This window comes from Methanoregula sp., from assembly GCF_050010295.1.
Taxonomy (GTDB): Archaea; Halobacteriota; Methanomicrobia; order Methanomicrobiales; family Methanospirillaceae; genus Methanoregula.
This window is the reverse complement of record NZ_JBEKLH010000002.1, coordinates 291,906-316,562: the sequence shown is the minus strand read 5'-3', so window position 1 is coordinate 316,562 and position 24,657 is coordinate 291,906. Positions and strand designations below refer to the sequence as shown.

At 55.7% G+C, this 24,657-nt stretch carries 25 protein-coding genes and 3 tRNA genes; 10 read left to right on the top strand and 18 right to left on the bottom strand.

Annotated features, from left to right (window positions below; genetic code table 11):
- Nucleotides 1-185: 185 nt before the first annotated feature.
- Nucleotides 186-1,091 carry an ATP-binding protein gene (locus ABSB80_RS04510; protein WP_428368602.1) on the top strand — a complete coding sequence of 302 codons (906 nt, stop codon included), beginning with the start codon at nt 186-188 and terminating at the stop codon, nt 1,089-1,091.
- Nucleotides 1,092-1,202: 111 nt separating this feature from the next.
- Here ABSB80_RS04510 and ABSB80_RS04505 read toward each other — a convergent pair whose 3' ends face one another.
- A complete protein-coding gene (locus ABSB80_RS04505) occupies nt 1,203-1,874 on the bottom strand; it encodes a CRISPR-associated protein Cas4 (protein WP_428368600.1) in 672 nt (223 codons plus the stop codon).
- 272 nt (nt 1,875-2,146) lie between these two features.
- Between ABSB80_RS04505 and ABSB80_RS04500 the strand changes: the two genes are divergently transcribed.
- Together ABSB80_RS04500 and ABSB80_RS04495 are read left to right on the top strand one after the other, a co-directional pair.
- Nucleotides 2,147-2,440, top strand: coding sequence for a DUF3467 domain-containing protein (locus tag ABSB80_RS04500; protein ID WP_428368598.1), 294 nt, complete (start codon nt 2,147-2,149; stop codon nt 2,438-2,440).
- A 118-nt stretch (nt 2,441-2,558) separates the two neighbouring features.
- A tRNA-Thr gene (locus ABSB80_RS04495) sits at nt 2,559-2,630 on the top strand.
- Between the two features lie 106 nt (nt 2,631-2,736).
- On the opposite strand, the gene ABSB80_RS04490 is transcribed toward ABSB80_RS04495, so the two are convergent.
- The 4 genes from ABSB80_RS04490 to ABSB80_RS04475 form a co-directional block, all read right to left on the bottom strand.
- Nucleotides 2,737-3,774 (bottom strand): PAS domain-containing protein, encoded by a 1,038-nt coding sequence (locus ABSB80_RS04490; RefSeq protein WP_428368596.1) that lies wholly within the window; start codon nt 3,772-3,774, stop codon nt 2,737-2,739.
- 108 nt (nt 3,775-3,882) lie between these two features.
- Nucleotides 3,883-4,539: a thiamine phosphate synthase gene (gene thiE, locus ABSB80_RS04485; protein ID WP_428368594.1), complete on the bottom strand. Its 657-nt coding sequence runs from the start codon at nt 4,537-4,539 to the stop codon at nt 3,883-3,885.
- Between the two features lie 9 nt (nt 4,540-4,548).
- Complete coding sequence (thiM, locus tag ABSB80_RS04480; RefSeq protein WP_428368592.1) at nt 4,549-5,349, bottom strand: hydroxyethylthiazole kinase; 801 nt, start codon at nt 5,347-5,349, stop codon at nt 4,549-4,551.
- A 132-nt stretch (nt 5,350-5,481) separates the two neighbouring features.
- Nucleotides 5,482-8,118, bottom strand: coding sequence for an aminotransferase class V-fold PLP-dependent enzyme (locus ABSB80_RS04475; protein WP_428368791.1), 2,637 nt, complete (start codon nt 8,116-8,118; stop codon nt 5,482-5,484).
- 126 nt (nt 8,119-8,244) lie between these two features.
- Here ABSB80_RS04475 and ABSB80_RS04470 point away from each other — a divergent pair, with 126 nt between their 5' ends.
- The 5 genes from ABSB80_RS04470 (at nt 8,245) to ABSB80_RS04450 (ending at nt 11,891) form a co-directional block, all read left to right on the top strand.
- Nucleotides 8,245-8,379, top strand: coding sequence for a hypothetical protein (locus ABSB80_RS04470; protein WP_428368590.1), 135 nt, complete (start codon nt 8,245-8,247; stop codon nt 8,377-8,379).
- A 305-nt stretch (nt 8,380-8,684) separates the two neighbouring features.
- Nucleotides 8,685-9,371 (top strand): DUF4013 domain-containing protein, encoded by a 687-nt coding sequence (locus tag ABSB80_RS04465; RefSeq protein WP_428368588.1) that lies wholly within the window; start codon nt 8,685-8,687, stop codon nt 9,369-9,371.
- A gap of 427 nt (nt 9,372-9,798) precedes the next feature.
- Nucleotides 9,799-10,371 carry a methyltransferase family protein gene (locus ABSB80_RS04460; RefSeq protein WP_428368586.1) on the top strand — a complete coding sequence of 191 codons (573 nt, stop codon included), beginning with the start codon at nt 9,799-9,801 and terminating at the stop codon, nt 10,369-10,371.
- 159 nt (nt 10,372-10,530) lie between these two features.
- On the top strand, nt 10,531-10,935 hold the full coding sequence (locus ABSB80_RS04455) for a pyridoxamine 5'-phosphate oxidase family protein (RefSeq protein WP_428368584.1): 405 nt from the start codon (nt 10,531-10,533) through the stop codon (nt 10,933-10,935).
- Between the two features lie 233 nt (nt 10,936-11,168).
- Nucleotides 11,169-11,891 (top strand): 4Fe-4S double cluster binding domain-containing protein, encoded by a 723-nt coding sequence (locus ABSB80_RS04450; protein WP_428368582.1) that lies wholly within the window; start codon nt 11,169-11,171, stop codon nt 11,889-11,891.
- Between the two features lie 106 nt (nt 11,892-11,997).
- Here the strand turns inward: ABSB80_RS04450 and ABSB80_RS04445 are convergent, their stop codons facing one another.
- The 13 genes from ABSB80_RS04445 to ABSB80_RS04385 all read right to left on the bottom strand — a co-directional run bounded on the left by ABSB80_RS04445 (nt 11,998) and on the right by ABSB80_RS04385 (nt 22,232).
- Complete coding sequence (locus ABSB80_RS04445; RefSeq protein WP_428368580.1) at nt 11,998-12,507, bottom strand: hypothetical protein; 510 nt, start codon at nt 12,505-12,507, stop codon at nt 11,998-12,000.
- A 152-nt stretch (nt 12,508-12,659) separates the two neighbouring features.
- Nucleotides 12,660-13,772 carry a tRNA uracil 4-sulfurtransferase ThiI gene (gene thiI, locus ABSB80_RS04440; protein WP_428368578.1) on the bottom strand — a complete coding sequence of 371 codons (1,113 nt, stop codon included), beginning with the start codon at nt 13,770-13,772 and terminating at the stop codon, nt 12,660-12,662.
- Between the two features lie 20 nt (nt 13,773-13,792).
- On the bottom strand, nt 13,793-14,080 hold the full coding sequence (locus tag ABSB80_RS04435) for a DUF1894 domain-containing protein (RefSeq protein WP_428368576.1): 288 nt from the start codon (nt 14,078-14,080) through the stop codon (nt 13,793-13,795).
- Nucleotides 14,059-14,550 (bottom strand): DUF1890 domain-containing protein, encoded by a 492-nt coding sequence (locus ABSB80_RS04430; protein WP_428368574.1) that lies wholly within the window; start codon nt 14,548-14,550, stop codon nt 14,059-14,061. The genes ABSB80_RS04435 and ABSB80_RS04430 overlap by 22 nt, the downstream gene beginning before the upstream one ends.
- Nucleotides 14,547-15,092 carry a threonyl-tRNA synthetase editing domain-containing protein gene (locus tag ABSB80_RS04425; RefSeq protein WP_428368572.1) on the bottom strand — a complete coding sequence of 182 codons (546 nt, stop codon included), beginning with the start codon at nt 15,090-15,092 and terminating at the stop codon, nt 14,547-14,549. The genes ABSB80_RS04430 and ABSB80_RS04425 overlap by 4 nt, the downstream gene beginning before the upstream one ends.
- On the bottom strand, nt 15,089-16,564 hold the full coding sequence (gene metX, locus ABSB80_RS04420) for a homoserine O-acetyltransferase MetX (protein WP_428368570.1): 1,476 nt from the start codon (nt 16,562-16,564) through the stop codon (nt 15,089-15,091). The genes ABSB80_RS04425 and metX overlap by 4 nt, the downstream gene beginning before the upstream one ends.
- A 93-nt stretch (nt 16,565-16,657) precedes the next feature.
- Nucleotides 16,658-17,959 (bottom strand): O-acetylhomoserine aminocarboxypropyltransferase/cysteine synthase family protein, encoded by a 1,302-nt coding sequence (locus ABSB80_RS04415; RefSeq protein ID WP_428368568.1) that lies wholly within the window; start codon nt 17,957-17,959, stop codon nt 16,658-16,660.
- Nucleotides 17,960-18,123: 164 nt separating this feature from the next.
- Nucleotides 18,124-19,488 carry an O-phospho-L-seryl-tRNA:Cys-tRNA synthase gene (gene pscS, locus ABSB80_RS04410; RefSeq protein ID WP_428368566.1) on the bottom strand — a complete coding sequence of 455 codons (1,365 nt, stop codon included), beginning with the start codon at nt 19,486-19,488 and terminating at the stop codon, nt 18,124-18,126.
- A 25-nt stretch (nt 19,489-19,513) separates the two neighbouring features.
- A tRNA-Cys gene (locus ABSB80_RS04405) sits at nt 19,514-19,584 on the bottom strand.
- Nucleotides 19,585-20,220: 636 nt separating this feature from the next.
- The gene (locus ABSB80_RS04400; protein ID WP_428368564.1) at nt 20,221-21,216 is read right to left on the bottom strand and encodes a radical SAM protein; all 996 of its coding nucleotides are present in this window, start codon (nt 21,214-21,216) and stop codon (nt 20,221-20,223) included.
- The gene (locus tag ABSB80_RS04395) at nt 21,177-21,446 is read right to left on the bottom strand and encodes a hypothetical protein (protein ID WP_428368562.1); all 270 of its coding nucleotides are present in this window, start codon (nt 21,444-21,446) and stop codon (nt 21,177-21,179) included. Before ABSB80_RS04395 ends, ABSB80_RS04400 begins: the two co-directional genes overlap by 40 nt.
- A 1-nt stretch (nt 21,447) precedes the next feature.
- Nucleotides 21,448-21,519, bottom strand: a tRNA-Cys gene (locus tag ABSB80_RS04390).
- Nucleotides 21,520-21,659: 140 nt separating this feature from the next.
- A complete protein-coding gene (locus tag ABSB80_RS04385) occupies nt 21,660-22,232 on the bottom strand; it encodes a hypothetical protein (protein WP_428368560.1) in 573 nt (190 codons plus the stop codon).
- A 661-nt stretch (nt 22,233-22,893) separates the two neighbouring features.
- On the opposite strand from ABSB80_RS04385, the gene ABSB80_RS04380 reads away from it, so the two are divergent.
- Both ABSB80_RS04380 and ABSB80_RS04375 read left to right on the top strand, forming a co-directional pair.
- A complete protein-coding gene (locus ABSB80_RS04380) occupies nt 22,894-23,085 on the top strand; it encodes a winged helix-turn-helix transcriptional regulator (protein WP_428368558.1) in 192 nt (63 codons plus the stop codon).
- Between the two features lie 91 nt (nt 23,086-23,176).
- A complete protein-coding gene (locus ABSB80_RS04375) occupies nt 23,177-23,845 on the top strand; it encodes a nitrogenase component 1 (protein ID WP_428368556.1) in 669 nt (222 codons plus the stop codon).
- Nucleotides 23,846-24,657 lie beyond the last annotated feature (812 nt).

The window sequence follows — 24,657 nt, the reverse complement described above, 5'->3', positions numbered from 1 at the left end:
TACGGCCGTATGGACGCCCAGGAATAACGGAGCGGAGGATCCTGCGGAGCGGAGAACAACCGGGGATGCCGGTACCGGGGCTGTTTTCCGTGTCGGATAACCCGGGAGACCCTTCGCGAAAAGCCGCCTTTTTTCCGCAATATTCAAGTCTGATTGGAGAATACAACTGATACAGGAAAACGGATATGAGCGATGATTCGATTAAAAAACAACGATTGCCGTATTTCAGGGTGATCACCAGCCTTGCCGTAATTATTGTTCTTTCTGTTCTCGTCTTCTTCGTCTCGGCACGGCTGAACCTTGCCGAGAACCTTGTCGCCACCCTCTCGGGTTTCGAGTCCTTCCAGCTGGACGAACTCCTCGTGGTCAGCATCTTTCTCGTCTTCGCCCTTGCCGTCTTCGCGATCCAGCTCTGGCATATCCTTGCTGCAGGGATGAGGGAGCACGGGCGCCTCGAGAGGGCACTGAACCATACCAACGCGAAACTCACCTTCCTCAACAGTGTGACGCGGCAGGACATTCTCGATGAGCTGACCGAGCTCTCCGGTGATCTGGAGCATGCCGAGAAGACCCCCAATATCCTGAAGATCCAGGCCGCGATAACCCGGATCCACCGCCAGATCAAGTTCATCAAGGAATACCAGGACATCGGTGTCAGCCCGCCGGAATGGCAGAACGTTGTGGACACCATCATGCGGGCACGGGTTGGCGTGCAGCTCGGGAAGGTCACTGTCGAGGTCGAGATCCAGAACGTGGAGATCTATGCTGACCGGCTTCTCGAAAAAGCGTTCTATTACATGATCGACAACGCCCTGAAACATGGCGGCGAGAAGCTGACGAAGATACGGTTCTACGATCGCAAGTCAGAGGACAAGTTCGTCATCGTCTGCGAGGATGACGGAGCCGGTATCCCCGCTGACAAGAAAGGAGCCCTCTTCCCTGCCGAGTACGGGCGGCATGTCGGTTACGGCCTCTTCTTCATCAAGCAGATCCTGTATACCACGGATATCATCATCAAGGAGACCAGCCTGCCCGGGAAGGGGGCACGCTTCGAGATCCATGTCCCAAAAGGGGAATACCGTCGCATCTGACGAACGATAAAAAAATCTTTTTTCCAAACCGGAGACGGGTTCACGACCAGATCCGAAAGAGACGTCCGGCTGCCACCTGCCACCCCCGCATTCGCGGTGCAGGGAATTCCATCAGAGTAACTCGCTGAGCCGGTGGCCGCCGCTGCTCTCGCACCGCTCCTTGTATTTGCAGCGGTTGCAGGGAGCATTGAGCAGGCGTCTGGGCATCTCGCCGTCGTGGATGGACCGGATCCTGTGCAGGGCAGCGATCACCTGCCGCCGGTCGCGAGGCTGGACCGCGTGGTACCGCGAGACCCCGTCCGGGATGTATTCCACGCATCCACCCTCGACAATCCTGCCGGTCATCTCCTCGAGGCAGAGCGCGAGCGCCGCAACCCGAAGCCGGTCGGCCGCGTAGGTCCCGAACGGCATGGCGCCGGCGGCCCGGACGATGGAAAAAGCCCCGTCCTGGGTTATACGGTCGATCATCCCGACGATTCCGTGCTTTACTGACACTACCTTCACATCGCATTCCCGCGCAGGTTTCCATTCGGACTTAGTGCACGAGGCAATACAGAAGGCGAGGAATTCACGGAGAGCCGGATCAACGGTCGGGCGGACAGCGAAAATTTCGCCCCAGATCGCCTCCGGGTCGAGCGGGTTCCCGAGGTGGTACGAGAGCTGCTTGCAGACCGCATACCGGTCGGACTCCGCGAGCGGGTCGTTGCGTTCATAATAATAGCGGACCGGGCAGGCGTGAACCCGCACCAGGGCCGAGACCGTCACATGTTCCCCATGGGACATCAGGATGATTCCTCATCCAATCTGGGAAGCAATTCGGGTTATAGTTTTGCCGAACCGAGTGGTTTGTTAAAACCACGAGGTCGAGAAGTCATCAGGTTTCGAGTGCCGAGTGGTTTGTTAAAACCACGAGGTCGAGAAGTCATCAGGTTTCGAGTGCCGAGTGGTTTGTTAAAACCACGAGGTCGAGAAGCCTTCAGGCTTCGAGCGGGAGAGATGCCCTTCCCGCCCCCCAATATCAACTGTTATCTCGCAGCAGGGCATACCTGATCTCCATGGCACAACAGGAAATCTCGGTCAATATCCCGCCCACCCTCGACCCGGTCTACAGCAACATGATCCAGATCGCGTACAAAGATGACGAGTTCACGTTCATGTTCCTCCACCAGCTCCCGCAGGTGAACCAGGCGCGGGCAAAAGCCATCGTCTCGATCACGCCGTCACATGCCAAGAACCTTCTCGGGGTGCTCACCAAGACAGTCGCAGACTACGAGGCCAAGTTCGGGACTATCGCCCCGAAGGAAAATGCCGGAAAGGAGAACGTCACTGCGCTGAGCGGGTATTCGTAATCCGGCAGGGAGAACAAGAGAGATTTTTATCAGGTATGCAGGGTATCGCGCCGGCTCGCCCACCGTTTTCCGATACACATATTTTATTAGCGCAGACACCGATATTGTGAGGTATCGCGCCGCCGTGGCTTAGCGGTATAGCGGCTGATTCGTAATCAGCAGGTCGGGGGTTCAAGTCCCCCCGGCGGCTTTTCTTCCACTGTTCAGCTGAAAGAAAATATCCTGACATGCGCATGTACCCACCGGCCGTCACCCTTCGGTATAGTCATCCCGGCCCGTGGAGGTACCGGATTGCCTCACGAGTATTTCCGCTCCGATTCGTCCCTCACCGTGCTCATGACCGCGGACATCCCGAAGTACTCGGTCATGCGGCTGCTGACCTCGACCGTTACCGTCGTGCCGTCCTTCTTCTTCTGGACCGTGTCAAAGAGCAGGTGGCCCCGGGAGAGGAGGACCTGCACCTTTTCCGGCGTCAGCAGGGTTTCGGGGTGCGTGTCCAGGTCGTGGAGCCTCATCTGCATGAACTCCTTCTTCGTGTAGCCGAGGTACCGGCTGGCGATCACGTTCGTCTCGAAGATCTTGCCATCGAGGTCATGGAGGAAGATCGCATCGCTCGCCCCGTCAAAGAGCGTGCGGTAGCGGAGCTCGGACTCGATGAGTTCGTCCTTGATCCGTTTCATTTCCGTGATATCAGCGATCGAACAGTTTGCCATCCCGTCCTGTATCAGGGATGCCGTGGCAAGTACCCAGATCACGGCCCGGTCCTTCTTTCGCAGGGCAATCTCTGTATCGGCGATCTTCCCGTCCTGCCGTAATTTTTTCATGAACCTGCTCTCCTGGTCCGCGTCAAACCAGAGCGCCGAGATTTCCAGGTCCTTCATCTCTTCCAGAGAATAGCCGAGAATGCCGGCAGCCCGTGCATTGGACTCCCGGATCCGGGATGTCCCGGGGCTGAAGGTGAAGATACCGGCCTGCGAGTTCTCAACGATATCCCGGTATTTCTTCTCCTGCACAAGCTGGCTGGAGAAGGCGGAGATCACGATGCCAAGCGAGACAAAGACGTAAAAGAAGGCGATGCTCGATCCGTAGAGCTGGATGTCTGGCGACCCGTACAGGTAGACGAGACCGAGGAATATCCAGCCGAGGAGGACTGTGAAATAGACGGCGTATCGCGGGGAGAAATATGCGATCAGGAAGATGGGGAGGATATAGAAATACGGGAAGATGCTGTAATAGCCGTTCTTTAAGGAGAAGATGGAGACGAGAATAATCCCCATCGTGAGCAGTGCCGTGATGGAAAGCCAGAATGTGGTCTGCGATGATATGGTCTTCATGTCCTGATCAGCTCGTGCTTCCTGATGCGTTGTTGAACATGGTTCCGGAGATTTATTAAATATTGTTTTGAGACTGCGATATCTTTTTCTGGATCCGGCATTTCGGGTTCATGACTGCCGTTTCCGGTCAGCGTCCCCCGCCCGTTTCCTCCCCTCGATTAGGGACGCAAGCCTGCGGGCTGCCGCGGTGATATCCGGCTGGGCCACCACCGCGGAGATCACGGCAACCCCGTCGGCGCCGGCATCGATTACGTCACAGACATTCTCCGGGCCGATGCCCCCGATAGCCAGAACAGGGACCGTTACATTCATGCGGATCTCCCTGATCAGGGCGGGGCCGAGCCCGGGCCCCGCGTCATATTTCGAACCCGTGGAAAAGACCGGGCTGATGACCACATAGTCCGCCCCTTCCTCTTCGGCCGAGACTGCCTCCTCAACGCTGCTGACCGAGACCCCGATGACGAACCCGGGCGGGGCGATCTGCCGTGCGACACCGGGCCGGAGGTCCCCCTGGCCGAGGTGGACACCGTCTGCCCCGCAGGCGAGGGCGACATCAAGCCGGTCGTTTACGATGAACCCGGTACCGGCGGGGCCGGTTACGGAAAGGATCCGCCTCCCGATACGGACGAGGTCCCGGCAGCTGCGGGACTTGTCCCGGAGCTGGATAACGTCGGCACCCCCGCGGACTGCCCGTTCCGCGATGACCTCGTGCGGGAGTCCGCCGGACAGGGCCTCGTCCGTGATCACGTACAGCTCGTATTTCATAAAGGGGACTCAGGGTGACCGGATGCGTGCACAGGACGAGAGGTCCGCGGGGACGAGGGCTGCAAGCTCGTCGAAGAGGGCCTGCTTGAACGAACCGGGCCCGCAGGATGCGGCAGCCGCCCGTTCCCCGGCAATACCGAACGCGGCGAAAGCGGCAACTGACGCTGCGAGGGTGTCATGGGATACCGCGGCAAATGTCCCGGTCACGGACGCTGCCATGCAGCCGGTACCTGAGATGCTGCCCATCATCGGGTGGCCGTTGTCCACGAGGATGACACGCCGGCCGTTGGTCACGATATCGGTGGCCCCGCTCACTGCTACCGTAATCCCAAGGGACCTGGCCAGGCCTTTGGCAACGGCGACCGGATCGCCCTCGAGGCCGTGGGAGTCGACCCCCCTGACTCTCCCTTCCGCCCCTGCGATAACACCGATCTCGCCGGCATTGCCTTTGAGGACCGCGATCTCCAGTTCGTCGAGCAGGCGCCGGGCGCACGCTGTCCTCATCCGGGTGGCGCCGGCCCCGACCGGGTCGAGGATGACCGGGATCTCCCGCTCGTTTGCCATCCGGCCGGCAAGGAGCATGGACCCGATCTGGGCCGTGTTGAGGGTCCCGATATTCAGGACGAGCGCCCCTGCGACAGCCGCCATCTCCTCCACCTCTTCCGGTGCATCGGCCATGACCGGGGCGCCGCCAGCGCAGAGCGTGATATTGGCGCAGTCATTCACAGTCACGTAGTTGGTGATATGGTGCACGAGAGGCCGTCTCTCGCGGACCAGGGCGAAGATATCGGCGAGGTGTTTTGGTTTCATGGCAGGTCACTCAGGACCGGGAGCAGAACTGCCCCCTTATGGTACCAGAACTATATCGGTCTGTTCTTATAAATCATGATAATAACGTCTCTGCCGGAGGGGGCAACGGTTGTGAAAAGGACTGAACGGGGACTACCTGACGATCTCTTCCATGGTCGCAAGGAACAGGTCCGCCTCTTCAGCAGTGTTGTACGGCCCGAGGCTGACCCTGACCGTCCCGTCCGGGAGGCCGAGCCGTTCCATCAGGGGGATGCAGCAGTGGTGCCCGGACCTCACCATGATATCGGCCGTCTCGTCAAGGCGCTGGGCCACCTCGTGCGGATGGAACCCGTCGACAACAAAGGAGATGACCCCGACCCGGCGGTCCGCCGGTTCTGTGATATAGAGATGCACCCGGGAAATCCCGCGGAGACCTTCAATGATCCGGGTGGCCAGGGCCTGCTCATGCCTCCGGATCTTGTCCATCCCGATCGCCCGGAGGTAATCCACCGCTACCCCGAGGCCGATCCCTCCGGCAATGTTGCCGGTCCCGGCTTCATACCGCTGGTACCCTTCGGACAGCACGAACTCCCTGCCTTTCACCGTCTCGACCCCGCCCCCGCCGAGCAGCAGGGGTTCGATGAGCGGTTCCTTCATCCAGAGGACGCCGGTACCGGTCGGGCCGAGCATCTTGTGGCCGGAGAATGCGCAGAAGTCGCAGCCGATCCCGGATACATCGACTGGGATGTGCGGGACGGTCTGGGCCATATCGGCAAGCAGGAGGACGCCGTGGTCCCGGCAGATCTTCGCGATCCCGGCAAGGGGGGTTATCACGCCCAGCACGTTGGACGCGTGGGTAACGGCAGCGAGTTTTGTCTCCGGGGTGATGGCTGCTTCGAATTCAGACAGGTCGATGGAGTAGTCGTCTCGTATCCCTACGACATCGACGCCCACTCCCCGTTTGGCAAGGTTATACCATGGCAGGAGGTTCGAGTGGTGCTCGAGGATGGTGGTGACCACCCGGTCTCCCGCTTTCCAGGGAAGGCCGTAAGCGACCATGTTGATCGACTCGGTGGTGTTTTTCGTAAAGACCGTAACCCCGCTCTTTCCCCCGATGAACCCGGCAACCTTTTCGTGGGCATGCCAGTAGCGCTGCGATGCGATCTGGGTGAGGCGGTGGACGCCGCGCCCGACATTTGCCCTGTAGTTGTGTTCGAACTCCACGAGCGACTGTATTACGGGCTCAGGGGAGAGGCTGGTGGCTGCATTATCAAAATAGACGATCTCGGAAACGAGCGGGAAGTCTTTCCGGATTTCCTGTACGGCATAGTCCTGCCCGGTCTGTCCCGTCATCTTCCTGTCCAATCTTCTCTCTCCTGAAATATCAACCATTTCATGCTTCTTTTCTCCCTGCGGCACTCCGCGGAGGGTATAGTCGTCGTTGACCGCGACGCCTTTTTTGGCGCAGAGCTCCCGCATCTTGGGGGGAAGGGCCTTCCACCGCCAGAGCCCCCAGCGACAGTAGGCTTCCGGGAAGCCCTTCTTCTCCGCCCATCTTTCGACAAATGCATCCCAGCAGCGGGCAAACTCCGGGTGCATGACCCGCAGCATCTCGTACTCGCTCTCGAGCATGGCAGGGCAGAGGAAACACCCGATCCGTTCGATCCCCTGTTCGTAGAGCGGGTTCATCTCCGCCTTCTGCCACCAGAGGTACAGGAATACTTCGAGGGCCCGCCAGTTCCGGATTGGGGAGATGTTGAGCTGCAGCGGGTTGTCGGGATTCTGGCTCGCCTCCTCAAGGCCGGCCCGGTTCCATGACTCGTACCAGCGGTTCCCCTGCACGGTGACACAGGGACCGATCTCCGCGAGGTAGAGCTTGAGCGGGCGGAGCTTCTGGAACTTGCAGCACCAGCGGTTGTCCTTTCCCGGCGGGCCCGCCTTCTCCACGGCCTGCCAGAAGTCACCGGCCTTTTCGATAACCTCCACTCCCTGCGAACGGACAAATTCCAGCGTTTCGGGGAACTCCAGAGTGGTGTCTATGAAAAATGCTTTGGTGACTCCGGCTTTCCGGGCGAGGTGGAGGACCGCGGTGCTGTCCTTGCCGCCCGAGAACGAGACATTGACCGTGGGGCGGTCGCTCATGTGCTGCCGGATGGTCCGGACAGCATTCCGTTCCAGGTTTTTCAGGTGGTAGCGGTTCTTCTCGATGACCTCATCCCAGCCGGGATCCGGCAGGGTGCGGGTGACAACAGGGTTGAGCTCCCTGACCTTGACAGTCCGGTCCCTCACCATGCCCGTCCCGTACCGGTTTTTATATTTCACGACCACTGACCCGTCCGGAAGAGGGGCTTTGAGTGGGATCCGTTTCCCCCCGACCCGGCCCGGTTCCCTCCGTATGTCGGTACAGAGGTCGAGGTCCACGATCCCCTTCGTGATATACGGGAGGATGAACGGGAGTGCTTCCGGTCCAATATCAAGGCTGAACTTCCGTGCAACCGGATCGAAGGTGAGCCGCCCGAACGGTTCGCCGTTCATAATCACGAGGTCTGCACGGTCGGTCCCGCCGGTCTTGTTCAGGAGGATGACCCGTGAAAGCGGCACGTCACCGAACTGCTCCTGCACGAGGTCCCGGATCAGGGCGCTGTCCGCGGAAAGGGCCGGGCGGAGATCATAGGGCTGCAGGAGCTCGATCTTATTTCCCTCGTTCCCGCACGCACAGCTCTTTGCGATCAGGGGGACATTGCAGTGTTCACACCAGTAGAGGATCTTTTTTACCGGCGGCTCGCGCATCACACAGAGAAATGGATCTGGTCAGGAGATAAGAGAAGCGATCGGGGGCAATCCCATTCCTTCCATTGGGAGGGTGACCCCCGCCCCTCTCTGTCCAGAGGAGGAGGCAACGCAGGGAGCACCCCCATGACCCTTGTTAAATCCCCCGGCGGCAGGGAATTGATTGTCGTTTCAGTGGGGATAAACCGGAGAACTCATCAGATTAACACCTTGTTAACCGTGAAAAAAAAGGAGATTGGAATAGTTGGTACCTGTGCCTGATTCGCAGCCAATGAACCATCCCCACTTTTTTAATGGTAATCTCATACGTGCATTTCAGGGGCGATTGATACCTGAGGATTTCGGAATGCGGTGCTGATAACTTCGCGGGACTCAGGATTATTCCGGCAAATCATTATGTCGTGAAAATTCCCGTTTCTCCAATTTTTTCCACAAAGTCCCGTCAACTTATCAGAAACTGCGTTTCCATAGAGCCCATATTTTTTTGCACATAAAAGGAAGGTAACAACAATTTTAGCGCCTATTTTATCATAAGAAACGTACTATGACTTTTCAGCGTGAATGAAATGGATTACGGAACTATGATCGGGGACTCTTTTACCTATGTAAAAGAGGGTATAATCGACAAGGTGAACACCTGGCTGCTCCTGATGATCGCCACGCTCATCCTGGCAATACCCCTGATGGGGTATATCATAAGCGTATACCGGGGAACCAGACCCGCCCCCGAAGTGGGCGGCTGGAGCAAGCTCATCGTTGATGGAATTCTCCTCTTGATTGTCGGGATAATCTATGCAATCCCTATAATTATATTAGAATTCCTTATTATCGGTGCAGCCTTTGTGACCAGAATGGGGAGCCACCCGACAACAATGATGACAGCCCTTGCAGGTGCCGGTATCCTTGCGGTTATCCTGATTCTTGTCGCCATCATCATCGCCCTTGTTGCGCCCATCGGGATTATCCGCTTTGCACGAACCGGGAACTTTGCCGAGGCCTTTAATTTCGGTGAGATTATGGCTACCATAAAAAAGATCGGCTGGCTCTCGTATATTCTTGCACTTATTATCATTACCATCGTTGTCGGTATCCCGGTTCTCATTCTCTGGGCCATTCTCACAGCACTGATAATTGCCCTCCCAATCGTCGGACTTGTTCTTGCAGGAATCATCCTGCTCATCGTCATCCCGATCATCGCGGTTTTCGAGGCACGGTGTTACACCCAGGTTTATGAGAGTGCCGGAACCGTATAATCTCTTTTTATTTTATTCAGGACAGGGTTCTGTTGCTTGTCGGTTCCTTGTATGTTGACGGTTGATCGGGTATTTTACCGGGGTGAAAAATTGATCAACAACCACCAGCCTATCAGGACCAAACAACGGATGACGATGCGTTGGCGGTTGATCGTAGATTTCATCGAGGTGAAATACGGTCATCAACTGCAGAACCCGTCAGGACCCAGGCACCAGGATACCCTGAAGCGGACCTGATACATGAGGATCCCTGACACCACGTACCTCCTGCAGCATTGATCGATAACCGGGTTCGCCGGCCCGCAGATGTTTTATTTCGTCTCACCGTGAGATACTCTAGGAGCAGTTCATAAAAAATTGAAGGTAACGGCATCAGGTACGTCAAAATTTCCGGTCCGGAAGATATTCACATAAACAGGAGAAAATCATGGATACTGTACTCTACATAATCGCCGGAGAATGGATCGTCTTTCTGGTCTTCATCTTTTCACTCGGTTTTGTGTACGGTGGAAAGACCGAACGGATCTCAAAGTGGTATATCCAGCGATCATTTTTGCTTTTTGTCCTTGCAATCATCGCAATAATTGTGATCCAGCGGTTCGAACCCGGCATCCTTCTTCTTCGGGTCATTCCCGACACCGTGCTGAGTGGAGTGGCGGGTATTGTTATAACCACCGCCGGCCTCGCGTTTGCCACTTGGGCACGAATCCACCTCGGGAAATTCTGGAGCAGCATGCCAATGATCAAAGCCGGCCACCATCTCATCAGGACCGGCCCATACCGGATCGTTCGGAATCCGATGTATACCGGAATGCTTGTAGCATTCGCGGGGTCTGCGATCGTAACTGGTAAACTGGTGGCGTTCATCGCAGTCGGTATCATAGTTATCGGACTTTGGTTGAAGATAAAAGCGGAAGAGGATATCCTGCTAGAGAAGTTCGGTGAGGAATATATTCAATTCAAACGAGATGTAAAAGCCCTGATTCCCTATATTCTATGATATACGGAAATGAGGTTTTGCGTTGTCGGGACGTTTAAATTGTCTCAACACCGATGGGCTACGACGATATCATTTTCATCAGGTCCCGACAACGCAACAGCACCATCAACAGCAAAGTATATACGAACGCAATCCTGACGGAAAGATGGTGAAGGTACCATGGTGAAGCTAACTGCAGAACTGAAAGAGGCAGTCTCCAAGATGAAAGTTTTCCCCGTCGCGACCGCGACTAAGGACGGGACGCCGAACGTGATCCCCATCGCCATCGTCGAGCTCGTGGACGACGAGACCCTCTGGATCACCGACAATTTCATGAATAAGACCCTCTCGAACTTACGGACCAACCCCAAGATCGCCCTGTATGTCTGGGGGCCCGAGATCAAGGGGTGCTTCCAGATCAAGGGAGTGGCATCCATCAGGACAAGCGGGCCGGACTATGAATCGATGAAGGACAAGATCAACAAGAAGAACCCGGCCCTGCCCGCCCGCTCGCTGGTCATCGTGAAGATCACGGAAGTCTTCGAGTGCAAGCCCGGCCCGACTGCCGGAGCAAAAATTCTCTGACCGGATTTACCCGGTGCCGGGATCCGGCAGCAGTTTCAGGTTACCGGGCGGTTTCTTCCCGGTCCTGCTGCCGGAGGACCGGTCTTCATTTCCATTTTTTGATACCGGCATTAAAGGCGGTCACGTTGAGGTGCAGTCCTGCCATTGCCGGGATACGAACTGAGACTCGTTGCGTGAAGTTCCGACCATAAACCTGAAAATCCCGCAGGACGCATATCTCCCGGAGAGACCCCATGGAACCTGAAGGCAGGATCAAAACCCTTGCGAAATCGCTTGGTGCGGATTACTACGGGATTGCCGACCTGACCGATGCGCATGACGTTATCCTGATGCAGGGCGGCAGCCGGGTCGCATACTATCCCCGTGCCGTGGCCATGGGTGTCAGGCTTCTGGACACCCTCGTCGATCTCCTTCCCGATCGGAACGACGACGCCGGTGCGATGCTGTACCGTCACCACGCCTATGATGTGGTCAACCAGGCCCTCGACCAGATGGCACTTCAGGTCGCAAACGCCATCCAGCGGGAAGGGTTCCGGGCCTTCCCTGTCCCGGCCTCGAAACGGACAAGCGACGACCAGATTGCCGGCATATTCTCCCAGAAACTCGCTGCAAACCTGGCCGGACTCGGGTGGATCGGGAAGAGCTGCCTGCTCGTGACTCCTGACCATGGCCCGAGGGTCCGCTGGGTCTCGGTCCTCACCGATGCCCCGCTGGCGCCCTCCGGACTGCCCATGGAACCCCGGTGCGGAAGATGCACTGCCTGTGTGGATATCTGCCCGGTACATGCATTCACTGGCAGGCCGTTCTCCCGGGACGAACCCCGCGAGGCACGGTTCGATGCGATGGCATGCGACCAGTACTTCAGGGAACGGGAACGATCGGGGCTCCCGCCGGTCTGCGGCCTCTGTCTCTATGTCTGCCCCTATGGGCGGACGCCGGAACAACAGGGTATATGACCGGATCTCTTTTTTGCCTGCCATGACGGCAGGTGCTCCTGGCGCGAGTAGTAGCAGGCTTATCAGCATGGAGAGGAACAAAAGAGGGGGGAGATTTGGACCCATTTCAGGATGAATGCAGGGGCGCCTGGTCAGGCCCCACGATAGTGTCCGATGTGGCAACCCACCAGTCGGCGCCATTGTTGTACTGGTGGATGGTCGAGTATCTCATGCCATCGAGTATGATAAAATTCGTCGGGTACTGGCCCCGGTAGGCAGGCGACGGGAAGATATTATAGGGTTTTAACGTCACATTGGACCCGCCCATACCCCTGGCATCGAACCGGTATTCCATGCCGTCGGAATACCGGATCACGATCCCGACGGAATTGTACACCCCGTTCACAACCGCTATATTCCCGGGATACTCAAACGTATACCCTGTGCCCGGGTTGAACCCGGCACCTTTGGACTGGATGACTGCAAGTTCCGTGGAGGCTGCGGTCGTGACAACAAAGGGAGCAGGGAGCGGAGTGATGGGAAGGGCGGCAGGGATTGTTTCAGCCGGGTTTACCTGGCCGGGAGTGGGGGACCCGGTACACCCGGCAGCGAAGGAAAATCCGAGAATGAGAACCAAAAAAATCCAGATTTCACTTCTTTCCATAATTAAAATTCATCACATCGGTAATTGAATATTCCCATGATCCCACAATGATGGGATCCGGGTACATCCGAAGGGAAACTACCAACGTTTTATGTATCCCCGCGCACGGCAGGATACGCCCGGGATCATACCGGCAGCGGCATTTTTGTCGCTTCCAGGGTATCCTCGATCTCCCGGATGGTCGCAAGCTTCGCTTTTGTTGACGGGCCGACGGGCACCGCCTTGCAGCCGGATGCCTTTGACGTAGACTCGGCAAATGTCCCGATCCCGCGTGCGATCGCCATTGTCTCCTCCTTGTCATACCCGATCAGGGGCCGGTAGATCGGGACGTCGGACGCTGCATCTGTAAGGACGAGGAGGTTGTCGAGCGTCTGGCTGGCCACCTGGCCAAGCGACTCCCCGGTAACGATCCCCTTGGCACCTGCCTGCCGTGCAAATGCTGTAGCCACCCTGTACATCCTCCGCTTGCAGAAGATGCAGGTGTATTTCTCAAGGTGTCTGCTGACCAGTTCCTGCTTTGCGGCCGCAAGGTACGAGTCCCGGACGACGGTCAGCCTGATGCCCGGCTGGTACGTTGCCAGGACATCCACGACCCGCTGTGCCCGGGCAACAGTAGTCTCGTCGAGGAAGGTATCGAGCGCGACGAAGAGCGGGATGATCCTGCACCCGCGCTTCATCATCATCCACGCGGCGACCGGTGAGTCGATGCCCCCGGAGACGAGGGCGACAAGCGTCCCCTCGACCCCAAGCGGGAGGCCGCCGACCGCCTTTGTCACGGAGTCATAGAGATACGCCTCTTCTGCCCGGATTTCGATATGGATCTCCTTATCGGGTGTCGCAAGGTTCACTTTAAGGTGGGGAAACTCGTGCCGGAGGAGGTCACCGTACTCGATCGCCTTGTCATTGGAACTGAAGGTGTGTTTGCCCACCCTCCTGACACGGACTGCGAACGTTTTTGCCTCGTTCAGGCCGTGCCGCCGGCAGTAATCGGGAAGGTACCATGCAATCTCCCTGAGATTGATGTGCTCCACCTCGGAGAACGAAACGATGCCGAAGATCTTCTTCAGGAGTTCCTGCTTCACGTCGCCGTCAAGCCAGATCCTGCCCCGTTCGTTCCGCACGTGGATGCCGGGCATCACTTCGACGATATTTGCAATGAGCACGTTCTCCCACTGCCTCCGGACCGGATCTGACTTTAAGAAAATTTCAGAATACCGCACAAGCCATTGTTTTTTCATGACGTCATTTCACCAGAGGATTATTTTTTCTTTCTTGCCGTTTTCCTGACACGGTCAGCCTCGTCGGCATCTTCGATCCCCAGGAGATAGGTGCCGTGGCAGGGTTTGGTGTACGGGAAGACGATCTTTCCGCTGTCAAGCCCGAGGGCGATCGGGGGGAGGCCGATGAGGTATTCGTCGAAGATCTTGTAGCCGGGATCGACATACCAGACCTCGCTGAAATTCTTCTCCACGTACTCCCGGCACTCCCTGAAGGAGGCGCCGAGCGGGAGGATCATCTCGTACTTCAGGTTCTCGATGCAGCCCATCCGAACACCTCGTTGATCTTCATCTTCAGCTGCATCGGGTTGTGGACCGCCTTGTCGACGATCTTCTCGCAGGGGAACGTGATCGTCTCCTCAAGTACCTCGGGGGTTCTTCCGAATACGATCACGACGAGCCTGCTCTTCGGCAGAAGGTAACCCATGGTCGCCGCGTACTGGATGGCTGCATCGTTGTGCGCAAACACCACGCAGAGGTCGCAGTCCCGCTTCTTCCCGACCACCTCTTCGATACATTTTTCGAGCACCATCATCTTCGGGATGTAATGCTTCTCTGGATCCGAGACTTTGAGCAGGTTGAGCACCGAAGGGTTGCCCGTAACAAGAACTTCGGTTCCCCGCTTCTGCAGGTTGTACGCTATGTGCAGCGCGATTGCCATCTGCACCGGGACCTCGGGGCACCCGAGCAGGAGGATCGCGTTCTTTATATTGTGCTGTGCCGGTTCTTCCGTTGTCATATTTTCTCACCAGTCGCTGTCTTCCCGGGAGTGCACACAGCCGCACCTGAACAGGCGTGCTCCATGTCCGCCTCCTTTATCGGGTGGTGACAATAGGGACACGTGAAATCGCATTCCGTCCCCTCATACGGGCAGATCGTCATGGAGAGGTCCGCAAGCGGGTGTCCCTTGCCATGAATATCAAACTCCTTGTACCAGCCGAACGGAGCCCGCTTTACGTCGATTGATTCTTTCCTGAGGGATTCCTCGAGCCCTTGTAAGATCGAGAGGGCGACCTGCGGGGATCCAAGAGCTGTTGTGAGGTGGGCGTACGGATAGATCATCACCCGGTCCACCTTCAGCCGGGAGAGGCGCACCAGCACATTTTTTGTGGCGCTTGCAATCACATGCGCCGGGTTCTTCTCATCCAGTTTCTCCACGCAGCAGAAGAGGACAACGCAATTCTTCATCGTATCTTCACGGGTACCGGCAGGCTCTGCCATCTTCGTCTTCTGGGTGGCATGGTACCACATGGAGTCTACATGGATCGAGAGTATCCTCACGGGTTCCCCCTCCCGACCAGGATACTGATCGCATCGCTCGTGATCAGCCCGACCACCCCGTTCTCCCCGTCAACGACCGGCAGTGCCGAGATCGCGTGCTCTTCCATCTTCTTTGCCGCCTCTTCGATGAGTTCATCGGAAGTCGTAGTGATGACGTTGCGGGACATGATCTCGTCCAGCCAGAGGAAGTTGGATGCAACCGCTTTTGCGATATCCCATGAGGTGACAATTCCCACGAGCTGTCCCCCGCTCGAGAGGACCGGCAGGTGGTTTACACCGGTATTGATCATACGCCGGGCTGTTACGGCGATCGTCGTCCCTTCCTCGATTGTCTGGACTTCCCGGACCATGAGATCGCCAACAACCGTGCTGGAGAGGAACTTTCCCACCAGGTAGTTGATCTGGCCGGACTCCAGGAGGAACGCGTCATGCCCGTAGTTGGAGCGGATCTCGCAGTAATGGACCTCGGCCTCGTTTGCGGTCAGCGCCGAGACGATCTCCTGCGACTGGTACGGAGGGTAGAGCCAGTCGGAGGATACCGAGATCACCAGGAACGCTGCTTTTACCCCGGAAAGCCCCGTGGTAAGCGATCCGTCCTTTGTCAGGTCGAAATAGTCGATCGCCTTGGTGATGTACAGGTAGGAGTTGGCATCGAACCGTTTCGTGAACGTGTCCCCCTGGTGGTGGAGGTAGCTCTCGACCTTAAAATCCGTGGAGAAGTCAAACCCGATCCGGTCCTTTCCCTGCAGGGCCCTCCCGAACTTCTCGTGCATGGACTCGTTGGAGAGGTAGGTGATATGCCCGACCATCCGGGCAAGGGCAAGGCCGTGGATCGGGAGCGCCTTCCCGTAATAGTCACCATGGTTCCAGTGCGGATCGGAAATGATCGCTTTCCTGCCCACTTCATTGAAGGCGATCTGCTGGGGTGTCGAGTATCCCGACGTGGCGATCACGACCGCTTTTTTGACCGTCACCGGGTACGAGACCGTCCACTGCAGGACCTGCATGCCGCCCATCGATCCGCCGGCAACCGCATAGAGCTGGACGATACCGAGATGATCGATGAGCAGCTTCTGGGCATTCACCAGGTCCCTGATAGTGATGACCGGGAACGTTATGCCGTAGGGTTTTCCCGTTGCAGGGTTGACCGAAGACGGGCCTGTCGAACCCTTACAGCCACCGATAATATTTGAACAGATCACAAAATACCGGTCGGTGTCGAAGGCTTTTCCGGGGCCGATAACGGCATCCCACCAGCCGGCTCTCTTCTCTCCCACATGGTATCCCGCAACATGGGCATCACCTGAAAGGGCATGGCAAATTAGAATTGCGTTGTTCCTGTCCTTGTTGAGTTTGCCATAGGTCTCGTAGGCAACAGAAAGTGAGGGGAGGATCTCCCCGCTCTCGAGCGGGAGCGGGGCTGAATGATGATAAAAACTGGTTGTTACGATCCCAACTGATCCTTTGATCATCGACAAGCGCCTTCAAATTCAAATCTTGTGCCGGGATAGCCAACAGATATCTTCATGGTAATACGTTCTCTGGCAGGTCCTTAATATACGCGATTACGAGCTGCCGGCTTCGAGGGCCTGCCTGAGATCCGCGATGATATCTTCGATGTCTTCAGTTCCTATGGACAGTCGGACGAGGTCCGGGGTGACTCCGGTCTTCTTCTGCTCTTCCGGCGTGAGCTGCTGGTGGGTCGTGGTTGCCGGGTGGATGACCAAGCTCTTGGAGTCCCCGATGTTGGCGAGGTTGCTGAAGAGCTTGAGGCTGTCGATGAACTTCGTGCTTGCCTTCTCCCCGCCTTTGACTCCGAATGAGACAAGAGGACCGTATCCCCCGGTGAGGTACTTCTGGGCGAGCTTATAACTCGGGTGTTCCGGAAGTCCGGTATAGTTGACCCATGCAACGTTCGGGTGTTTCTTTAAGAACTCGGCAACCGCGAGGGCATTCTCCGAGTGGCGGGGCACCCTGAGGTGGAGGGTCTCGAGACCGATGAGGAAGAGCCAGGCATTGAACGGGCTGAGTACCGCACCGGTATCTCTCAGGAGGGAGATGCGGATCTTGAAGGTGAAGGCCACGTTGCCGAAGGTTGCGAAGTTACCGAAGGTGTCCCAGTACTTGAGACCGTGGTAGCTCGGGTCGGGTTCCGTGAACTCGGGGAACTTCCCGTTGTTCCACGCAAACTTCCCGGAATCGACGATCACTCCACCGATCGAGTTGCCATGACCACCGATGTACTTGGTAGCGGAGTTGGCAACGATATCGGCGCCGTGTTCGATCGGGCGCACGAGACCGATACCGGTAGTATTGTCAACCACGAACGGGATTCCCGCGTCATGGGCGATCTTTGCGATGGCTTCAAAGTCCGGGACATCCAGCTTCGGGTTCCCGATGGTTTCGGCATAAATTGCCCGGGTCTTGGGAGTAATTGCCTTTTTGAAGGCTTCCGGTTTTGTCGAATCGACAAAGATCACGTGCCTTCCGAGTTTCGGGAAGGTGTAGTGGAAGAGCTCGTACGTACCGCCGTACAGGTTGTCCGCGGAGACGATCTCATCACCCACTTGGGTGATGTTCAGGAGCGCGTAAGTGATCGCGGCCTGGCCTGATGCCGTTGCGATCGCGCTGTTGCCACCTTCGATGGCTGCAACACGCTTCTCAAACACGTCCGTGGTCGGGTTCATGAGACGGGTATAGATGTTCCCGAGCTCGCGGAGACCAAACAGGTTCGCTGCATGTTCCGCATTCTTAAAAACGTACGAGGAGGTCTGGTAAATCGGTACTGCCCTTGACCCGGTAGTGGGGTCGGCGACCTGCCCTGCATGAAGGGCGAGGGTTCCAAGGTTGAACTTCTTCTTTGACATGATGGATTCCTTTGCTGTTTCTTTCTGGGGGGATTCTTCTTCCGTGTGTTCTTTTTTTGATTTCCGAAACGGGTTGATCTTTGCTAAGAAACCCGGAATATTACTTGTCATGATGTGTCCTGATGGTCCGCTGGTCAGCGAACGGTGAATCTGTCCTGCCGCACTTACTTCGCAACGGAGATCTCGTATTTTTCCGCGATCCCGGTGAAGACGTCCGCAAGGAAGCGGATCTGCTTTTCGTTGAGGCCGTAGGTGTTCAGTTTCCAGGTCCTGGTGGCACCGGCAAACTCCCCAACAATCCCGCGGGACGACAGTTCGTCGCTGAAGTAGAACCCGCGGCGCTTGTGGGTCTTTGCAACCGTGTCAAAGCTGCCGGTGGTGTCGATCTTCGTGAGCGTGTGCTTTCGCGGGTACTCGGAGAGCACCTTGCTGCCGGAGATCTTCAGGAGACGGTCGATGAAGTAGTTGGACCGCTTCACTTCCTCGTCCCATTTCAATACCCGGGCTTTTACGGTCGGGAACGATGCGATCATGGAGAGCAGGGTCCCGCCCATCAGCGTGCATCCGAGCAGTTCCACTTCCTTGATACCAAACTTGCGTTTGGTGAGGTCGCCGACCATCGCGGTGGTACGGAGCGCTTTTGGCGCCCATTCATCGGTCGTTGCAAGTACCCCGGACGGTGCGACCGATGCCATACTCTTGTGTCCGGAGCCGACCACGAAGTCTGCCCCGATCTTCTTCCCGTCTACCGGCTGGACGCCGACGGTATACGCCCCGTTGTAGAGGAAGGGTATGTCATACTGGTGTGCAACTTTTCCGATCTCCCTGATCTCGTGCTCGTTTGCAAACTGATAGTCGAAGTGGTCGATCATGACGAGCACCGGGAGTTTTCCTGTCTCCCGCTTGACCTCTTCGATCTTCTGTGCCGTTGCTTCACCGGTAACGATATTGTTGGCGTTCAGCGGCACTTCCTTGACTATTCCTCCGGCATTTTCCACGGCGAGGAACTCGGTATAGTGGGCGAGAGCGGAGACAATGACGCTATCGCCTTTCTCCACCAGCGTCCCTGCGACTGCCTGGAACCCTCGGCGTGCACCCGGTACGACCCGGGCCTGGTCCATGTTCAGCCATTTTGCAAGTTCAGCGTGGAATTCTGCGATGCCCGGCTTGGTGATCTTATCGAGCCTGAAGGGTTTCCGGCAGAAGTCACAGGTTGAGTATCCGTCACCGTAGGAGATGATGGCTTTGCGTGCTTCCGTTGTGAGCCTCCCCGCGGCCTGGATGGGGTGGATGTTGATATACTGTTCCTCCCGCGACCTGACATCCAAGTTGCCAGCAATTTTCGTCACCTTAGGAGTGCCGGTGCCGGTTTCGAGGTCGGCAATGATTGCCTTGAGCCGAGCAATCCGCTGGCTGAACGCGGCTTCCTCTTCCGTGTCGAACCCGGTCGGGAGGGCCTCGCGGAAGAGCCCCCGGATCTCCTCGAGCTCGAAGAGTGCTTCGAATGTTTTCTGGATCCTGATACTCATGGTGTTTCTCCTGCTTCTTTCGAAGAGCCAACGCCCGGAATTGAACCGGGATACGCTGATCTGCAGTCAGCCGCGTAGCCTTTCCGCCACATTGGCACGTCGTGATTCACGATTGTGAATTCAACTATACTAGATACCAATCGTGACCATATAATAGTTCTCCAATCGGCAGCATTTTCCTGATCCTGTTTTTACGTCGTGAATTTTCTTTCTTTTCAGGTTCTTAAGTCTTCTATGGGAATGATAATCCAGAAAGGCAGACCGACCTCGCCAACAGGTAATGGAGGAGGTCACGGACAAAAAATTTGCAGAAAAGCGTTGAGCGAAAAACGAGGCGGGAGTCATCCTCTCCTCCTCGTGGTTCCGATATCTTCCTGAAAGTCGAAGATTTACTTCGTAAATTTTCTCATGGTCGAGGTGTTGATACACCTCTCCAAAATCGAAGAAGTGCTGATGCACTTCTTCTCTAACTCGCGGTTCTGACGAACCGCTCGTAGAGCCAACGCCCGGAATCGATCCGGGATACGCTGATTTGCAGTCAGCTGCGTAGCCTTTCCGCCACATTGGCACGGATGTTCACAATGGTGACATCGCCTACTATCGTTGGCACAGGAATTATTTATAGGATAATTTACCGGCAAACTTTTCCTGATCTCCGGAATAGAGGAGAGGGAAGATCCGGTTGTAAAAAAAATAGTGATCCCGATGGAAATAAGAGAAAATTATCGGTTCTTACAGGTCCCGCTGGGGGGTGAGATCGCAACCGGTACAGGGAAGGCACATGGTCTGTGCCATTCTCACATCAAGCCCGTGACGTTCGAGCGCGGATTTGTTGAGCCGTGTCAGAAGCATGAGACGATAGGGAGACGGGCGTTCCACAACAATCTCACCTTTCCTCAGGGGGTGCGGCGAGATCGGGCGGAGATTTGGGATGACTCCAATTCCGGTGAGCGTTTCGATCCCCTCCTGTACGCATTCATCGGTCTCACCAAGGCCGATAATGAAATTGGAGGAGACCCGGTTTTTCCCAAATACCCTGACTGCGTTTTCGAGCGCAGACAGAATGTAATCCAGAGATAGCCCCGGGCAGACCCTTTCAAAGATCGAACGGTCCATGGTCTCGACATTATACTTGATCTCAACGGTACCTGCATTATGGAGATCTTCAGTTGAGGTAGCAGTAGGATAGATTGACACACCGATGGGTAAATCGAATCTTTCCGCAAGACATCGTACAACCTCTGTCATGTACCGCGCTTCTTTTTCAGGAGACTCGGCTACCCCGCTGGTCAGGGAGATCGCCCGCAGATTCCCGCAGGCATGAGCCTGTTCAACCAAGGTAATAATTTCTTCGATCGTCTTTACATGGCCGTTCAGTTTTGGGACCGGGCAGAATTTACAATCGAAGATGCAGCGCTCACTGACCGTAATATAGGCCTGTTCCGGGCAGTGACAGAGTGGCAGTTCCAATGTACCATAGGCTATGATTCGCCCTTCCTTTTGCACCGCAACCCCCTCTTTCCATGGGATTACCTTAAGAGGTGAGTCCGGTTTTATGGAAAGCCGGACACGATGGTCGCCCGAACGGATGAAAAACGAGGTCCCGCCAGCGCCTGGCCCCGCGGTCGCTGTTGTTTTGAAACCGGCAGGCAGGAGGCAGGGATCAATATCAGCACTGCCGATGTTGATCAGGAGAGCTTTTGTTTCAGCAGTAATGCCCCGGTCCATTTAACCACCCTCCTGGGAAGGATGAGCTTTTCACTCAAGGCTGAATTACCAGAATTCAAAGACACGGTTTTCAGCCTCTCTTCTCCCCTTCGAAGTGTTGGAACACATCTTGGAGTCCGAAGATGTTTCGAGCACTTTTTCTTTTCTTCGAGGTTCTCAAATATCTCTTTCAATTCGAAGAACTGCTGCGCAGTTCTTCTCATTGTCGAGGTGTTGATACACCTCTCCAAGAGCCAAGGCCCGGATTCGAACCGGGATGTAGCTGATCTGCAGTCAGCCGCGTGGCCACTCCGCCACCTTGGCAATGATGTTCACAATTGTGACAATGCATTCTATCATTGACCAAATTGTTATTAATAGTTTGATTTACGGGCATTTTTTGCCGCAAAAAATTGCGGGACTGAAACTGGGATTGCTGAACCGGGATATACAGGAAATCCATATTATTCCCCGATTACACTCAGCTCGAAGACTGCATCCGTGCAGGATCGGCAGAACATAATAAATTCCCGCACATTTTCCGACATTACATCATAAAGCGAGCGCGGCACGTAGATAATGATCCTGATCGACAAATCCGTAGTTCGGTCAATTGCGAGGTATGTTTCACGGCATAGTGAAATAAATGTGCTGAAGTTGATCCGTTTTACTATTCGTATATGCCCGGTTCCGTTTTTGTCGATCCAGATGCGATAACTCTTGGTATTCCTGAACTCTCTGCCGTTTTCTTTCATAAGTCCTTTTTCTGATGAAAATGCAATGTGGATTTCTCCTGTTCCTGCAATAATGCTGCACCTTGGGGCAAAATATGCCGCATGTGAAAAAATAATCTGGGTTTTTACGGAAACGAAGCGGCGTTCAGAATCAGTGCTTCTATCAGAAAATAGGAAGTATAATTCCTGCCTCTCTATTACCAGAAGGGAAAAATACTCATTGAACGCGGTTACCGGCGTCCATGCTTGAAATTGCTTACCTTGGGAACTTATTAAAGATGGTAAGCTCTTGGCAGAAGCCATACAATAGTGTCAGATCGTGCCGGAACCTCATTTTACTCTGCGGCAACTATTGACGGAACTCTCCGATTGGTGTACGAACAGGGCGATATTTGCTCGTTCATGGTGATATTTCAGGGACCGTCCCCAACGTTTGATCATGTCATTACGATCCATTTTCCGCAGGATCCGGCGCAGAAATCGTCTTTACTATGGTTTTTCCCGGCGGGGAATGCCGTTGTTTTATTCCCTGATGGGACAAGATTCAGCCTCTGCCCGGGACCGGATCCCGGGATGGTGCCCCCATGACGCACAATGCCAGATAATGAGCTAGATAACCACGCAATGCCACTGCTTCAACCGGGCAACAAAGATGTTATAGATGCGCGCCGGGAATGAGAAGGGGATCTATTATAACCCCTATGCATAATTACAGATTTGTTCTTCACACCCAGAAAAACCCAGAATTATTGGCAAATGGTTAAAAAATGCGATATTATCTGGTTTTCAGCCTGTGAACCCTGAGCTGGACAAGATCCTGAGAACCGAAATACTTAACAATTGTGAATTGCCATGTTGTTATGGTGATCCACTATGAGGGATCGTTTTTGTCGTAAACACAAACGAGAATAACAACACCAGAAACATCGGGCACCTGCCTCCATCGGCAAAGCTCGTGTACAAAGTGCTTGAACACGGCGGCCAGCTGACACAGAAGGATCTCATCCGCGAGACCTCCCTGCCGTCCCGGACCGTGCGGTACGCATTGAACCGGCTCAAGGAAGAAAAGGTCCTCATCGAGCGTCATTATTTCATTGACGCCCGCCAGAGTCTCTACGGCCTGAACCAGCCACAGAGGGAGGTGGTTGCTGTATGATGCGGCTCCACATGCGTCCGACAGGCACGAAAATCCCATACCACCAGATGCGGTTTTGATACCGGCACCTTCGCCTCATCACGGTCTTCCGGTGGAAGAAGCCGGTGCTGCGGCTCTTAACATCGTACTCTCGCCATGGGTTGGGGTCTCCGTTGCAGAGCGGCTGAAGGAGCGCTTCGGGACGCCGTATATCGTGCATCCCCTGCCGATAGGGGTGACAACTACCAACGCGTTCGTCAGGAAGGTTGGCGCTGCTCTCAAGATCAGGACAACCGCAGTTACGAATCGGGAGGAGGAACGGGTTTACCAGTACATCGACAGGATCGCGGACTTCCTCGTGGACTTCGATGTCCAGCTGCACTTTGCAACGATCAGCGATGCCAATTATGCCGTGGCCCTGAACCGCTTCCTGGTACAGGACATCGGCTGGCTCCCCTCGGTTGCGGTCGTCACGGACCAGGTTCCCGAACAGCACCGGGCAGCCCTCCACGATATCCTGAACCTCGGCAAAGGGATCACCCCGAAGATCATCTATGAATCCGATTCGTGGAAGATCCGGGACGCGGTGGAGAAGGAGAAGCCCGCATTTATCCTGGGTAGTTCTCTCGACAAGGAAGCGGCAGGGGGGATCGGGGCATGGAGGCTGAGCGTATCGTTCCCTGTGACCGACCGGGTCGTGCTCGACCGGGGATATGCAGGTTACCGGGGTGCAACGACACTCATCGAGGATATGCTGAGCGCAATTGTCGCTCCGTTCTGAGGATGCACCAGGGGGTATCCACACTTTTTTCCGGACCAGGGTCCGGGCAGACCTCCCGGTTCCACGGGCAGGTGATGAAGGATGGATATCGGTATTTTGCATTACGGACCAGGGGAATCTCTCTCCTGAAAGCTCGGATGTGAAGGAAATTTTTGCTCATTTCCTGATATTATTATAGCGTGCACCCCAAGCACTATGTATGTCCCTGCGATCCGTAAGGCGTCACAGCCAGCGCAGGTACCGGCTCTACGGGCCCCTCCGGGACGGGAACGCCGTATATTGCCACAAGTGTTTTTGCAGGGCTCCGGAAAAGTGTACTCATTACCAGGACGCACGCGTTCACCTGCGTCCACGGTAAAAACGTATCCGGGTTACCCATCCTACCGTGGAATCCTGATGAACTCCTGAATCCTGAGCATGGGTGCCCCCTCCTGCCGTCAACCTCAGGAGGACCCGGGTTTTCCGGTCCCTATCATTCCTGTCATTTTTTGAGCAAGCATTGCCTGTTTTGAAGTCCTTATCCCCCCGGACCTCCAAGAGTTGAGATACCGTATCCACACTACCGCGGTTCATTGGCACCCGTCCGGATTTTTTGACAGGCGGACCGACCCGGTTTTTCCGGATGACCCCCATGAGCCTGAAGAAACGCGAGGGACCGACAGAGGAACAATTTCCATCACTGAACACCAGGAGGCTTACCGATGTGCAGTCATATGCGTGCCCGGCCGATACCGAAACGACCGATAGTGACTACTCACCAGTCGGGCAAAAGAGTACGCCCGGGAGGAACTCCTCATGATTGCAATACCAAC